Annotated in this window: 10 protein-coding genes; 7 read left to right on the top strand and 3 right to left on the bottom strand. The window is 44.2% G+C overall.

Annotated features, from left to right (window positions below; translation table 11 throughout):
* Positions 1–2 precede the first annotated feature (2 nt).
* From D9Y29_RS01115 to D9Y29_RS01095, 5 genes are all read left to right on the top strand, one after another.
* Entirely contained in the window at positions 3–2735 is a 2733-nt protein-coding gene (locus tag D9Y29_RS01115) for a T9SS type A sorting domain-containing protein (RefSeq protein WP_127124591.1), read from the top strand.
* Positions 2736–2925: 190 nt separating this feature from the next.
* Positions 2926–3519: an RNA polymerase sigma factor gene (locus tag D9Y29_RS01110; protein ID WP_127124590.1), complete on the top strand. Its 594-nt coding sequence runs from the start codon at positions 2926–2928 to the stop codon at positions 3517–3519.
* A 121-nt stretch (positions 3520–3640) separates the two neighbouring features.
* Entirely contained in the window at positions 3641–4873 is a 1233-nt protein-coding gene (locus tag D9Y29_RS01105) for a FecR family protein (protein ID WP_127124589.1), read from the top strand.
* Between the two features lie 284 nt (positions 4874–5157).
* The gene (locus tag D9Y29_RS01100) at positions 5158–8610 is read left to right on the top strand and encodes a SusC/RagA family TonB-linked outer membrane protein (RefSeq protein WP_127124588.1); all 3453 of its coding nucleotides are present in this window, start codon (positions 5158–5160) and stop codon (positions 8608–8610) included.
* An 18-nt stretch (positions 8611–8628) separates the two neighbouring features.
* Complete coding sequence (locus D9Y29_RS01095) at positions 8629–10011, top strand: RagB/SusD family nutrient uptake outer membrane protein (RefSeq protein WP_127124587.1); 1383 nt, start codon at positions 8629–8631, stop codon at positions 10009–10011.
* 253 nt (positions 10012–10264) lie between these two features.
* Here the strand turns inward: D9Y29_RS01095 and D9Y29_RS26455 are convergent, their stop codons facing one another.
* The 3 genes from D9Y29_RS26455 to D9Y29_RS01085 form a co-directional block, all read right to left on the bottom strand.
* Complete coding sequence (locus tag D9Y29_RS26455; protein ID WP_164735191.1) at positions 10265–10540, bottom strand: hypothetical protein; 276 nt, start codon at positions 10538–10540, stop codon at positions 10265–10267.
* Between the two features lie 210 nt (positions 10541–10750).
* Entirely contained in the window at positions 10751–11008 is a 258-nt protein-coding gene (locus D9Y29_RS01090; protein ID WP_127124586.1) for a DUF6520 family protein, read from the bottom strand.
* Between the two features lie 361 nt (positions 11009–11369).
* On the bottom strand, positions 11370–11816 hold the full coding sequence (locus D9Y29_RS01085) for a MauE/DoxX family redox-associated membrane protein (protein ID WP_127124585.1): 447 nt from the start codon (positions 11814–11816) through the stop codon (positions 11370–11372).
* 595 nt (positions 11817–12411) lie between these two features.
* Between D9Y29_RS01085 and D9Y29_RS01080 the strand changes: the two genes are divergently transcribed.
* Both D9Y29_RS01080 and D9Y29_RS01075 read left to right on the top strand, forming a co-directional pair.
* Positions 12412–14043, top strand: a complete 1632-nt coding sequence (locus D9Y29_RS01080) for an ankyrin repeat domain-containing protein (protein WP_127124584.1) — start codon at positions 12412–12414, stop codon at positions 14041–14043.
* A 101-nt stretch (positions 14044–14144) separates the two neighbouring features.
* Positions 14145–15383, top strand: coding sequence for a Na+/H+ antiporter (locus tag D9Y29_RS01075; protein WP_127124583.1), 1239 nt, complete (start codon positions 14145–14147; stop codon positions 15381–15383).
* The last annotated feature ends 327 nt before the right edge of the window (positions 15384–15710 follow it).

Genomic DNA, 15710 nt, shown 5'->3' with positions numbered 1-15710 from the left:
TAATGACAAATCATTTACCTCTGACTGCATTCGGGAAACGGCTGTTCATAACAGTTATATTGTTTGCGCTGGCATTTACCGGAATTGCGCAACAATGGACCAATGTAACAAACTTCGGTACCTCAAATGGTTTTGAAACAGGACGGGGTGTTTGCACCGATGCCAATGGCAACGTTTATTATGTTGGTCAGTTCTCCGCTGCCAATGATTTCGATCCCGGTCCTGGTAATGTTACCCTCACACCGGTTGGTATCTACGATAATTTTATAACGAAGTACAATTCATCCGGTGTATTCCAGTGGGCAAAACAGTGTGGAGGAGCGAGCCAGGATTTTGCAGTTGGGATCACAACTGATGGAACGGATGTGTATATCGTTGGCAATTTCCATACAGCAGCCACATTTGATGCTATCAGTCTTACTTCCAATGGCGGGGCTGATATTTTCGTTGCGAAACTAAGTGGCAGCAACGGCGCTTTTCAATGGGCCCAGCATTATGGTGCGGGAAGCAGTGATAATGGACATGCCATCTGCACCGATGGTGCAGGTAATCTGTTCATAACAGGAACTTTCACGGGCAATGCCACCATTGGCACTTTTCCACTCACGCCAACTGGAGGGGCCGGCAGCGATCTGCTGATCGCCAAACTCTCAGCAGCCAATGGGGGCGTAGTATGGGCAGTGAACGGAGGCTCATCCAATAGCACAGATGGTACCGCATCTGCTATTTGTTACCATCCTGGTCTCTCTGAAGTGATCGTTGGTGCTGCATATAATTCGGCTAATGCCATATATGGCGGCTTCAATCTTACCAATACCGGCGGCAATGATATGGCTTTACTGGAGCTGAACGCAAACACGGGAGCTTTTCTTCAGGCTTTTGGATTCGGAGGAACTGATGCCAATGATGATGAAATTGCGGGCGTTTGTTACGATCCGGTAACTACCGATATTTTTCTTACAGGATTTTATAAAGGCGGACTAACGTTTACGGGTACACCGGCTTTGACCAATGCGGGACTGGGCGATTTTTTTGTATCCCGGTATAATCCAACTACCAATGCCTTTACCTGGGCGGTCAGTGGGGGCAGCACAGGAGAGGAGCGTGCTTATGCTATCTGCGGTAATGGCGCTGGCTCTGTTTATATTGCTGGTTATTATAGCGGCTCTATGAGTTTTGGTCCTGCTAATCTTACTGCTGCTACGGCTGCACCTGAAGTGCTGGTGGGCGGGCTCAGTGTTGTGAATGGCGATAAGCAATGGGCGTTGATTGCATCGGGAAATGATGCTTCACTGGCAGATCAGGCGCGTGCTATTTCAACGGGTGGGCCGATGGGAAAGGTCGCAGTAACTGGTCAGTTTGCCGGTTCTGCCAGTTTCGGTCCATTCAATTTCAATGCTGCGGGAAATGTGGACATCTTCCTTGCGCAGCTCGGCAGTGCGCCTGTACTGACTGTGACTACCACAGATCCGAATTGCGAAAATGGCTGTGATGGAAGCGCCACCGCAAATATTTCCGGCGGCGTGTCGCCATATAACTATGTATGGTCGTCGGGCAGCGGCACTGCTGCAACGGAAAACAATCTTTGTGCAGGGAATTATGATATAACAGTGACCGATAATATCGGACAAATCGTGTCAAAGAATTTTACAATAAGTCTTCCTCCCGTTTCAATTGCCAGCGAAGGCTCAGATAATACAGTCTTCAATATAAATCCTTCGAATACCTGGATCGCCAATTCCGCCTGCCGCCTCATCGCGAGGGTTGTGCCAAATGGTACCAGCCCGATCGGCGGACCAACCAGCGCCTTCGTGAAGTTTGAGCCGCTGGTACCTGTATTTCCGTTGGTAACCGGACAGCCATTTGTGCAGCGTCATTACCAGATCACGCCTGCATCCGGCGCGTCTTCGGCAACAGGAAGGGTAACGCTGTATTTCACGCAGGCAGAATTCAATGCATTCAATGCCCATCCGGGCGCTACGCTGCAATTGCCATCCCATGCAACCGATGCGGCCGGCAAAGCCAATCTGCGCATCGGAAAATATCCAGGTAATTCCAGCGATAACTCTGGCCTGCCAGGGACCTATACCGGTACGGTGGAAGTTATCGACCCGAATGATGGAGATATTGTTTTCAATGCAACAGAGAATCGTTGGGAAATCAGTTTCGATGTGGAAGGCTTCAGTGGTTTCATCGTTCAAACTTCTTCAGCACCACTGCCGGTAACCTGGCTGCGGGTAACCGCATTCCTGGATGCGCAACAAAAAGCGCAGCTGAGATGGGAAGTACAGGAAGCCAATGTTGAAAATTATATAGTGGAAAGATCAACTGACGGGGCCGGCTATGCCAGCATCAGCACCCTTGTTTCGCAGGGAGATGGTGAACATAGTTACAGCTTCAATGAAACCACTTCGCATAATGGTAGGGTTTATTACCGGATCAGGCAGGTGGATAAGGACGGACGCGCTTCTTACAGTCAGATAATGATCGTTAATAATCAGCAGGGAGGTACCGTTACCGTATATCCGAACCCGTCAGGAGGCATGGTGAACCTGAACATTACCGACAGGAGCCTTATGAACACGGTGGCCAGGTTGTATAACAGCGATGGACGCGAGTTACAGCAGATCAATATCAGGCAGACTGTTACCATTATCCCGTTGGGTAAATATGTTAAAGGGACTTATTTCCTCAGGTTATCAAACGGAGAAACTTTGAAACTTATCAAAAGGTAATATCGTTGAAGGAATGGGAAAGTCGCGGTGTTGAGATAAATCAATACCGCGACTTTTTTATTTCTAAAGGTTTCTATTTAATTAACCATCTTAGTCAATTCTGATATGAATAAAAATGAATATTTTTATGGCTCTATAGCCTCATCCTTGATATTAATAATCAAAAACAATTCTATTTCATCCTTTCTCAATGGAAAACCTAGTAAATGAGCAGGTGATTTTAAATCGGGTGGCGGCGGATGACAGGGACGCTTTCAGGGAAATATACAACCACTATTATCCGGCAGTACAGCAGTACGTGCTGTTGTTTTCGTTTGATCTTTCGCGACAGGATGAACTTACGCAGGATGTTTTTGTACGGATCTGGGAGAAGAGGCATAAGCTTACAGATGTAGAATCATTCCAGAATTATCTCTTCAAAATAACCAAGAACCAGGTATTGAATTATATCCGTGGTGCGCGGGTGCAGCAGCGGATCAAGGAAGCCCAGTTATTGTCTGACGAACCCGCTACGGATGATACGGACCACAAGGTGCAGCTCAGTCAATATTACCGGATGGCGGCGGACGCAATTGAACAACTGCCTGCCGGCAGGAAACAGGTTTTGAAAATGAGCATTGAAGAGGGGCTTACACTGGACGAGATCGCCGATAAGCTGGGGATCTCCAAATCCGGTGTCAAAAATCAGTTGTATGCGGGGATTGCCCATGTTCGTCAGTACCTGGAAAGAAATGCAGGGATCTCCACTTTATTATATGTATTCCTTTCTCTGTTAGACGGGTAAATATTTTTTATTTCTGAAACCCTTACCAGGACTGCATTTCAGGATTTTTTCAAAAAAACTTCAAAAAATTCTCTGATCCCGGGGTGTCCTTTATCGATTAGGCCGTGTCTTTATTAATGTTATGAATATCCAGGAGGCACGGACATTTGTTGCCAGGTTTGTTCAAGGCAATTACACCAGGGAAGAGCATCTGGCCTTTCACGAGTGGGTGAATGGCGCCTCAATGGATCATATCGAAGCGATTGCCGATGAGTTTGCTGTGCTGCAAAAGCAGGTATTACTGACTGGCAGACCTTCTGTGGAATGGGCCAACAGGTTGGAAAGCAGGATCGATTCCCTGAAATCAGCCAACGTGGTGCCTATGGGACGCAGAAGGAAACTCAACGCCGCTATTGGCTGGGCTGCAGCAGTGGTAGTTTTGTTGGGAGCTGGTTTGTATTTCATGTTGAATAAAGGCGGCGCTGAGAAAGCAGCCACTAAGGAACTGGCTACTACCGGTACTGCAATTCTTCCCGGATCAGACAAGGCTGTTCTTACTCTGGCCGATGGCCGTAATGTACAGTTGGGCGACAAGTCTGATGGAGTGCTGGCCGAGGAAGGTGGTTCTGTTATCAAAAAGGTCGATAATAGCACGCTGGTGTATGAGCAGCAAGGCAATGCTACACAGCAGTCTGAAGAATACAATACGATCAGCACACCCAGGGGTGGAAAATACCAGGTGGTTTTACCTGACCAGACGAAGATCTGGTTGAACTCCGGTTCCAGTATCCGTTTCCCCGTAGCTTTTACCGGAAATGAAAGAAGGGTGGCTATCACCGGTGAGGTATATTTTGAAGTGGCGAAAAATCCAAACAAGCCTTTCAAAGCGGTGATCGCAACTGAATTGACGCCCGATGGAGTTACAAAGGGCAGGGGCGAAGTAGAAGTTGTGGGAACACATTTTAATATCATGGCTTATAAAGATGAGCCCGTAATACAAACTACTTTGTTGAAGGGATCGGTAAAAGTTGTCTCCGAAAAAGTCAGCAAAGTGTTGAAACCCGGCCAACAGGCTACCATCATTGATTACCCGGTAACTACTGACCAGTTGACTGTACAGGATATTTCCAATGCAGAAAACCTGGTTGCCTGGAAAGATGGATTCTTCCCAGGTGGTTCCGCCGATGTAATGATGCGTCAGATCGCCCGCTGGTATGATGTTGACCTGGCATACGAAGGAAAGGTTCCGGAAATGAAATTTGAGGGGCAAATACCCCGTACTGCCGGAATAGAAAGTGTACTCAAGATCCTGGATGCGAATGGCATCCATACAGAGCTCGACAAAACCAAGAGGAAAATAGTTGTAAAACAATAATTGCCAACCGATTAGGTGTTCGGTACAATGTATTGTTCAGACAAAAACTCATTTTCCATTAATCATTAAGCCCATCCTAGTGCTGCTTTTTTCGGAAAATAAGAAGCGGCGGAAGCTACTTACTGCGACCTTAGGCTATATATTTGCTGAAAGGTTCGCAGTTTGTAGCTTTTATACTATTTGAAGGAAACGTAGCAAAAAACTAACTGATTGAAATTTTTCTACGTAGTAGTGTAAATAAAAATTCCTTTCATTCAGTTACACTAAAGTAACCTTCAACCAGGATGTGGAAAACCATAAAGACAACTGCATTATTACTGATCGTTTGCTTGCTTACCCGATTTCAGGCTTACGCTCAGATCGATTTGTCTTACGAAAAAGCTCCCATTAAGGAAGTGCTCGCTTCCATAGAAAAGCAATCCCATTACAAATTCATTTATAAGAATACAACCTTTACGAATAGGGACCGTATAACCATCAGGGTAAGGAATGCTACTATTCATCAGGTACTGGACAGTCTGAAAAAACAATTTCCGTTTTCCATCACTTACCTGATTGAGGAAAGTATAATTACAATTATAAGGATTACCCCGGTAGCAATATTCAAACCCAAACCTCCTAAAATAGTGTACCTGCGCGGCGCAGTTATGGACGAACAGGAGGAACCATTGTATGGAGCTACAGTATATGTAAAGCGATTACCCCTTTCCGTTGCTACCAATATCGATGGCAAGTTTTCATTACCGAACGTGAAACCAGGTGATACGGTTGTATTCACCAATATTGGTTATGAAATGCAGGAGCTCGTAGCAGATACAACCATGCAGCTTAATGCAAGACTGGTGGCAAAGGTGAATAGCCTGACTGATGTTTCTATTACTTCCGGGATACACAGAGAGGAAAGAAGAAGGTCAACCGGTGCTTTTGCCGTTGTGGAAGGGAAAGCCATCAACCGGGGAACGGCTGCAAATATTGTTGACAGGCTGGAAGGTGTTACCCCAGGTTTGCTGGTTAACAGAAATATTACCGGAGGTTTGAATCAGACCGAATTAAGCATCCGTGGAAGATCAACTATCAACGCAAATCCAAAGCCCTTGATTGTCTTGGATAATTTCCCTTACAGCGGTGCATTGAGCAGTATCAACCCCAATGATATTGAAAAGATAACCGTTTTGAGAGATGCGTCAGCTGCTGCGATATGGGGAGCTTATTCTGGAAATGGTGTACTCGTAATTACTACTAAGAAGGGGAAGTATAACCAGGCGCCGAGAGTTTCTTTTTCGAGTACTTTGATATCGGGGGATAAACCAGATCCTTATTATTTGCCGGCCCTGAGTTCCAGATCAGCTATTGAGATCGAACAGTTCTTTTATGATAAAAATTTTTACACTTTTTCTGAATCTAATGCTAATCGTCCCGTCTTATCTCCCGTAATTGAACTTCTGATAGCGAGGAGAGATGGAAAGATCAGTATTGATGCGGCCAATGCTGAACTGGAAAGACTTAGAAATATAGACTATAGAAAGGATGTTGACGATCAATTGATGCAAAGATCCTTTCATCAGCAATATGGTATCAACGTGAGAGGAGGTGGTGCAAACAATCACTATTATCTTTCTGCCGGTTACGATGATCAGAAACAAAATTTCATCAATACCGGATATAAGCGCATAACCGTTAACGTGAACAATACAATCTTATTTCTGAAAAAGCGATTGGAGGTAAATACAAATATTTTATTTAGTTCAAGCAGAACTAAAAAAGATGTAAGCGGAGTGTTTGGTGTAGTCTACCCATATGCCAGTTTGCTGGACAGTAACGGTGAACCAGCTGTAGTACCGGCGGAAATAAGGCAGACTTATAAAGATACAGCTGGTGGTGGTCGTTTGCTGGATTGGAATTATCGTCCATTGGAGGAAGCGAGATTGAATGATAGTAGAACAGATTTGAACTCATACAGGATGGATATTGGTCTTAGGTATAAGGTCATAAAAGGTTTCTACGCCAACGTTATGTACCAGTATAATAAAGATGTTGGTGAGGATAAGGATTTAAGAAGCCAGGAGTCATATTTCACCAGGAACCTGATCAATAAATACACGCAGATAAGTTCAGCAGGAGAGGTAATTCGTCCAATACCACTTGGAGGAATACTTGATTCCAGGGGATCTACTTCTATCAGCCATAACCTGCGGTTGAAAGCTGAATTCAACAGGTCATGGAATGATCATGAGCTTTCAGTGAATGCAGGTGCGGATATCAGGAGTGTGAATATGAAGTTTGAGTACTCCAGGTTGTATGGGTATAATGAAGAAAGCCAAAGTAGCATGCCTTTGGATTATGAAGGATTTTATCCGATGTACCATATTCCTTCGCAAGCGAATAGAATTCCAACTGCCTCAGCAATTCCCACAGGTTATGAAAAGTCTAATTTCATTTCCATGTATGGCAACTTCCTGTACACTTACAAAAGAAACTATAATCTATCCTTCAGCCTGAGAAAGGATGAATCCAATTTATTTGGTGTGGAAACTAACCAGAAAGGCGTACCCCTTTGGGCGGCAGGGGCAAGCTGGTACGCTAGTAATGAAAGCTTTTACACGATTGACTGGCTGCCAGAACTCAAACTACGGATATCCAGTGGATATACGGGAAATGTCGATAGAAGAACATCGGCATTTACGGCAGCCGCAAAAGATGGAACCAATTTGTATGGAGCGGCTACCGCGTCAATATTGAATCCTCCGAATCCATCTTTACGCTGGGAAAAAATATACATGTTCAATTTTGGTGTAGATTTTACATTCAAAGGAAGCAGAATATACGGCAGCCTGGATTATTACAGGAGGAAAGCAAAGGATCTGATTGGTGTTACTCCCGTTGATCCAACTTCAGGCGTTGAATCATTCAAATGGAATTCAAGTTCGATGAAGGGCAAAGGAGTAGATTTGCAACTGAATTTCAAAGTCCTGAAGGGAGAAGTTAATTGGACAAGTACAATTATAGCCAGTTATGGCCTGGATAAAGTGGATAAGTATTTGGATAGGGAAAATACAATAAGCTCGTATCTAGGCGGGCAGACATTTTCACCCCTTCAGGGGAACCCATTATATTCAATATATGCCTTAAGATGGAGTGGCTTGGATTCGACTAACGGAGACCCGGTCGGATACTTAAACGGACAACTTAGTAAAGACTATCCTCAGATAGTTAATTCTTCAAACTTTGGGGATCTGATCTTTAAAGGATCTGCCACGCCCAAATACTACGGTAGTTTTATTAATACCTTTAGCTATAAACGATTTGAACTGAGCTGTATGTTTACCTATAAGTTTGGTTATTCTTTTCGCCGATCCAGTATCAGATATTATCGGCTTCTGCTAAATCAAACCTCTGCTCATCCTGATTATGATCTGAGATGGAAAAATGCAGGCGATGAAAAAACTACCAATGTCCCTTCTTTTCAATATCCTATTAATTTCAATCGGGATAATTTCTATAACTATTCGGAAGTTTTGGTTGAAAAAGGTGATCACGTAAGATTAAAAGATATTCGCTTTGCATACATATTTGAAATAAATAAAAGAGATGAACATAATTGCAAAGCAGAAGTGTTTTGTCATATAAATAATATAGGTTTGGTATGGAAGGCAAATAAACATGGAATAGATCCGGATTTTCTAAGTTCACAACCAATTCCAAGAATCTATTCCCTTGGTGTAAAAGTGGAATTGTAAAGTCCATAATGTACTGGTATGAAAAATGATCAATTTCGCCTTGTGCTGATTCTTTTTGTACTTTTTCTTATTTCGGCATGTAATAAGAAGAAAGAATTTTTGGATGAGAATCCATATTCGGATCTGTTCACTCCCAAAACCGTTTCCGAATTACAGGCTTTATTGGATAATGATTTTTACATGAATGAAGTTCCTGAATTAGGGACTTTGTCAGGTGATGAATATTACCTGGTTGATGCATTCTGGGAAAGACTTACCCCAAAGGAACGGAATAGTTATGTTTGGGCTGAAGATATTTATGAAGGCCTTGGTAAAATACCCGATTGGAATTTGCCATATAAACAGGTATTGTACGCAAATGTCGTTCTCGACCAAATTACTAAGGGAGTGAAAGGTACTGCCAGTCAACGTGACATCGACAAATTGAAAGGGAACGCACTTTTTATTAGAGGGCTCGCTTTTTACAATATAGCGTTGCTTTATGCCGATTGTTTTGATGGAAGTAATGGCACCCAATTAGGGATTCCTATCCGCTTAACGCCAGAAATAGATCAGAAATCCAATCGGGCTACTTTGAAGGAGTCGTATGACCAGATCCTTACTGACCTGGTAGCGGCTTCGAATTTGTTACAGGATTCATTGTCGTATCAATACAGGAACAGGCCAGGCAAAGCTGCCGCATTTGCTGCACTGGCAAGAGTATACCTCAGTATGTTATCTTATGACAAGGCGAATGAAGCCGCAGATAGTTGCTTAAAGTATTATAATAAGTTAATTGACTTTAATACAGTTGATAGGACGGCATCTTTAGCATTCAAACCTCTGAATGATGAAACACTTTATCAGGCTAAATTGTTATCGAACTCATTGGTAGTTGTTGGTGTTAGCGCACCAGGATGCATTATTGACTCAACTCTTTACCGGTCTTACGATCCACAAGACTTGCGTAAGCCAATTTATTTCCGGATTAATGGAGATGGGCTACCCAATATCAAAGGCGGTTTTAGTGGTACAGTTTTCACATTTGGTGGCCTGGCAGTTGACGAGATTTATTTGATCAAAGCAGAATGTTTGGCAAGGAATAATCAAATTCAGGAAGGAATGGATTATCTGAATGCCCTGTTGCTAAAGAGATACTTGACGGGGACTTATGTTGAAAAGATTGCATCAACTAAAGAAGCTGCATTGAAAATAATCCTTGATGAAAGGAAGAAGGAATTGATTTTTCGTGGTGTTAGATGGACTGATTTGAAAAGATTAAATAAAGAAGGCGCGAATATCACGTTGAAAAGAAAACTCAAAGGGACTATCCATACACTTGCACCATCTGATCCCAAATACATCCTGCCTATTCCGCCAGACGTCATCTCACTCGGCGGCGTCCAACAGAACCAACGCTAAATGCAAGTCCCCCCGAAGAAGCGGGGGGACTGTACTAATCAAATACCATTAACCATTAAACCTTATCCTATGAAAACATGAATTTAGGACATTTTGTAATATCCCAAAAATTTTGTGGAGTTGACTGTACGGTATAAGTGTGTGAAGAGAAGTAAAGATGATCCTATAGTCATAAGGGGATATCTTTTTCTTCATATTAATCAATAAAAATGCACCAGATTTCTGGTGCATGAATGTGGGAGATCATATTTTCTTACCATATGCACCAGGGCATAAACTGTCCCTGCTGGCAGGGAATAAATTGATTACAGCCAGCCGGCCTGTAAAAAGTGCAGGTGGTAGAAGGGGAATATTCACAGATATAATCAATACCTAACCTACCGGCCGGATAGAAATAGTAGCCCCATGGAGTGCTCATTTTGTAAAACTGTTCTTGTTGAGCACAATAGGGTTGCGGTATTCTGGCAATCGAAGCTGTTATAGAAGCAGCAATAACCGTTGTCAACAGACCGGCTTTTATCATTTTCATAGAACTTATTTGGTTTAATGACTGGGGAAGGTACGGAATAGTGACTGCTTCGTTTTTGGTATACGTGTGGAATTCTATTGACAAAACTAGAACTAAAGGAGCCATTTATTACAAATGGCTCCGAGGGTGGTTTGAGATTTTTACCTTGATATAAGAACCTTTTATGTTGAGCTGGTATTAATTATTTACGCTTTGTTTCGAGTTTTACCATTAATTAGGAGTATAAATTCCAACCCTGCAAGCTTCGTATTGCTGTGTGAAAGGATTTAATATGTATGTACATGTTTCAGGTGCTCCGCCGGTACAATAGAAGTTAATTCCCCAAGTCCCGGCAAGCGTATAATTACCTGGTGTAGGTTGATGATACTGTATTTGATTATAGCAGTCAAATTTCTTCTTTGCTGCAAAAGAGCCAGTAACCGCTGTAATGATAGCTACCGCGAGCAACACCATTTTGATTTTTTTCATAAAATTGTTTTTGAGTTTAAAAAATTATTTGCCCTGTTTTACGGTGCTTGACTGGATGGAACAGGTTTAACCTCTCCAGCCCGGAAGAACTTGCCTCTGCAAAAAGCCTTTGGCTTCCTGCCGGGATTATTTTTTAGCAATACACTCATCTCCGCCATTGCCGGATATGGCTATGCGAAGAAATGATTGCTCCGGTAAGTTTTATTAGGTAAGGCAGTGGAGGGACGATTAGCCTTGATCCGTTGAAAAAATCAGATGCCATGGGGTGTTCGTGAAATGATGGTTATAGAAAGCCTCCATGAAAATGATCAGGAGGAAATGAATAGCGTTGGTGTGGGCAGGCCGAATGATTTGGAAATGATCAGTAAGCCACAACTTGTGCACGCTCGTTATCATTGAACGACTTCTTCCTCAGCAGCAGCGCAACAGCATTCAAAATCATAAAGGATATATTGAACATCAGGTGCTGCGGCCAGGTGAATGAGCTGAGAACTCCCCCACAGGTGCAAGGCACCCTTGCCAATGCATTCGAAATGATCAGGATGATATAAACGGTGAACATTGTCAGTAAACCCAGTGAAGACCATAATGCCAGCTTTCTCGTTCTTTCAAAAAGCAAACCTGCTGCAATCAGCAACTGCGCCCCGGGAATGAGATAGACCAATATCGGTTTGCTCCATTGAAAAATCGGCTGGTTGTAAATATTCCCGTGAAAAAATTTGTATGCTAATAACTGGGTTAAACCAGTGTAGAGATATAACAATATCAATAATGCGATGATGCCTTCCAGTGCTAACTTCTTTTTCATATCGGAGAATATCTTTAATCTGTTTGAGTGTTTGATCCCGCTCTCGCACTTTTCTTAATTCCAATACATAGAATGTATACAGAACTTATTGGCATATGGAAATTGCCCAGATTAGATATTCCCAATTTTGTACTGCGTGGTAATACGCCTAAGTGACTGATAGTCGCATAGATAGGAAAGGGGAGAATAGAACTGAGCCTTTTGTAACCAAAATTAAGTGCCCCTTGGATAGGGGTTAACACTTAGCATTGAAAAATTACTCCAATTTATTTCTTTAACTATCCAATTTATAAAAATTTTCAAAAAAATTGATTGGAATCAAGGAAATAGAAAGGTTAAATCGAATTTTTTCCCTGTAAAATTGTGAGAGAAGGGGTGTTATGGGCTGAATGCGAAAAATTCTTCCCCGATTGCATTACCGCAGGATCTGGATAAGGTTATTTGGTATATTTAAAAAATATAATATGATTGTTTGCCCTGGGCCCTCTGCATCAAATTCTCCATTCGCATTCAAACCCAAATACCAGGCCGCTTTCCGTATTTTCTTCCCGGATTTTCGTAAATTATTGCAAGACCTTATTCCCAATCAATTTGTATGAATCAGCAACAGGATCCCCGGATTTCGATAATGCGTCAGCCGGAAGACCTACTTTCCGATGAATGGCAACCCTGGTGGCAGGGCAAAGGAACCAGTGTTTGGCAAATGCTCACCGCTGCCATCACAGGAGACCTTCATCACGTCAAACAATTATTGAAACAAGAACCGGGATTACTGCACTGCTCTTATCATTATTACTTTCCTCTCTATTTTGCTATCCGGGAAAATCACCCGCAATTAGTGGAATTCCTGCTGAAAAATACACCCAGACCCCCTTCTAATCCCGGACGTTTGCCAGAGATTGCCCGTGAGAGAGGTAATCATGTTTTGGCAGATTTCGTTGAAAAACTCTTACTAGAGCTGTACGACATACGCCCTGAAGCTGAAACCGTGTCATCCACTATCAAACAAGGGGATCTGACTGCCCTGCAGAAAATGATCGAAAATCAACCTTCACTGATCAATGCCGCTGATTCTTTCGGTAACAAAGCTATTCACTGGGCTGTGCTTACCCGTCAGTTATCCTTCATCCGCTACCTATTGGAGCAAGGTGCAGATATCAACGCGCAAAGGCCGGATGGGGCGCGTCCACTCGATCTCACAAACGGCGATTACCATTACCGGAGCTGGTACCGCGACCTTCCCCCGCAATCGATCCAAAGACACGAAGTTGTAGCAGGCTACCTGATCGCATGCGGAGCCTCATATGATCTCAGTGTGGCGGCTAAATTCGGAGATGCCGGACGCGTCAGGGAACTCCTTGATGCAGACCCGTCACTCGTCAAAAAACTTCCTGATTATGTTTCTTACTATTCCGGTTATGCGCTGCGGAATGCAGCAGGAGCAGGCCATCTGGCCACCGTTCAATTGCTACTCGAAAGAGGGGCTGACCCTAATTTTCCCGAGCTCGATATAGCTCCGCGCGGTGGCGCATTGCATGCTGCAATAGGAGGCCATCACCGGCTGATTGCTCAATTACTGCTGGAACATGGTGCTGATCCAAACGCGGCTGTAGAGTCTTCCGGTAATTGTATGTCGCGCGCCAAAACATGCAACGCTCCTCCCGGGCTGATCAACCTCCTTGCACTGTACGGCGGAGCTCAAACAGTGGAACTGTTATGCTATTACAATAACCTGGAAGAGTTGTCGCAGGTGTTCCAGGCAAACCCCCAATTACATGTGCCACCGGAAGCACTGGATGCGGCGATCGGAGAAGGACATCAACTGGTTGTTGAATTATTACTTCGTTATCAACCTGAGCTCTTGAAAAAGCATCCGCTGGGAAGTATCTCCAATGTCAATTTTGCAAGGTGGCTGATGAAGAATGGATTGAATCCCAATAATGCCGACTGGCTGGGCATTACACCGCTTCACCGTGCAGCATCGGAAGGTAATATCGAATTGGCAGCACTCTGTCTCGAATACGGCGCCAGCATCAATGCCATTGAATCTGATTATTCCTCTACGCCGATGGGCTGGGCCGCCCGTAAAGGACAGCGCAGTATGGTGGCTTTCCTTCTGCAGGAAGGCGCCGATGCATTTGCCCCCAAACATATCCTATGGGCCCAACCCGCTGCCTGGGCCGAAAGAATGGGCTATGAAGATATTGTGCTGCTCCTGTTGGATTGAGCTGCTGGTATCTAAATTGAAGCTGTCGGCATATTCCTTTACCAGGGTTCATGGAAGGAGATGGTCATTCAGAAATAGTATATTGGATTAAATAAAAAGGAATGGAAAACTATGCCGTCATACTGCTGATCATGGCCCTCATGATCGTTGCATCGGGTTTTGCTGAGAAGATCAAAGTGGCCGTGCCGGTGATGCTGCTGGTTGTTGGGATCGTGATCGGGTTTGTGCCCGCCATGCCGGTCCTGGACCTGAACCCGGAAATCATCATGCTGTTGTTCCTCCCTCCCTTGCTTTACGATGCGGCTTTCAATATTTCCTTCAAGGATTTCAAAACAAATATCAATACCATCAGTACCCTTGCCATCGGTTTGGTTTTTATTACCACCGCAGGTATTGCAGCTGTGGCGTATTACATGATCCCGGGCATGACCTGGCCACTGGCTTTCGTATTGGGCGCCATCCTATCTGCAACGGATGCTGTGGCAGCCATCGGTATTACCAAAGGACTCGGCCTTCCACACAAAACTGTCACCATCCTGGAAGGTGAAAGCCTCGTGAACGATGCATCTGCTCTGGTGGCCTACCGATTTGCTGTTGCTGCGGTAACCGGGATCGCTTTTGTTACCTGGAAGGCATTGCTGCAATTCCTGGTTGTATTGGGAGGAGGATTCCTGGTTGGATTGGTCCTGGTGAAAACATTGTCGTTCGCCCTGCGTTTTTTCCGCAACAATGACCTGGTGATCATCAGCCTTATGCTATTGATGCCTTTCGTCACTTACCTGTTGGCCGAACATCTTGATGTATCGGGTGTGATTGCTGTAGTGGTATTGGGATTGGGAATGTCGAGACTGAGCAGGGAAAAATTCCCTGAAAGGATCAAGGCTCAATCAAAACATTTCTGGGACGTGATCATCTTCCTGCTCAATGGCCTGATCTTTTTATTGATCGGATTGGAGTTCCCCCTTGTATTGAAGCAGTTGCAGGAGGCGCATGTATGGCCGTTTATCGGTTATGCATTGGTGATAGCGCTTGCAGCGCTGCTGATCCGGATGATCAGGGTGTACTGGCAGCAATTCAACCTGCAAAGGGGTTTCCGGGGTAAACGCCATATCAGTGAAGAAGCATTATTCGATTCCAAAACCAGTTTCATCATTACCTGGTCCGGGATGCGGGGGATCGTTTCTCTGGCTATCGCGCTTGGCCTTCCCATCACGCTGGAGAACGGCGAACCTTTCCCGATGCGGAATGAGATCATTTTCATTTCCATTGCCGTTGTGCTGCTTTCCTTGCTGGGGCAAGGTTTGACATTACCCTGGGTGGTGAAGAAGTTCGGGAAATGATTTTTTCACTTTTACGGTTGCAGCGTTCCGGCTAACCTTCCATTTTCTTCAGCTACAGCGAGGAGTTGATTGGGAACTTTGCTGATTGCTTGAAACGCATCAATATAAACCAGTCCATCTGAACTCTCTCTTGTTGCCTCCGGCATATCATCTGCAAGCAGTGTTATAATTGCGGAGCTCACTTTCAAATACCCGATTGTTGAATTGCGGGTGCTGAAGAACAGTAACCTGCGGATCGGGGGTGATCCTGTGTATACGGGGCTGATTAAAAAGGGCGGAGAGTTGGCAGTCATTCGCCAGAGGCGAACGAGTGGGCTCCCCAACATT

The organism is Pseudoflavitalea rhizosphaerae, assembly GCF_003991355.1.
GTDB lineage: Bacteria > Bacteroidota > Bacteroidia > Chitinophagales > Chitinophagaceae > Pseudobacter > Pseudobacter rhizosphaerae.
Note: the sequence above shows the minus strand (reverse complement) of the source record. Positions and strands in the feature narration are given on the sequence as shown.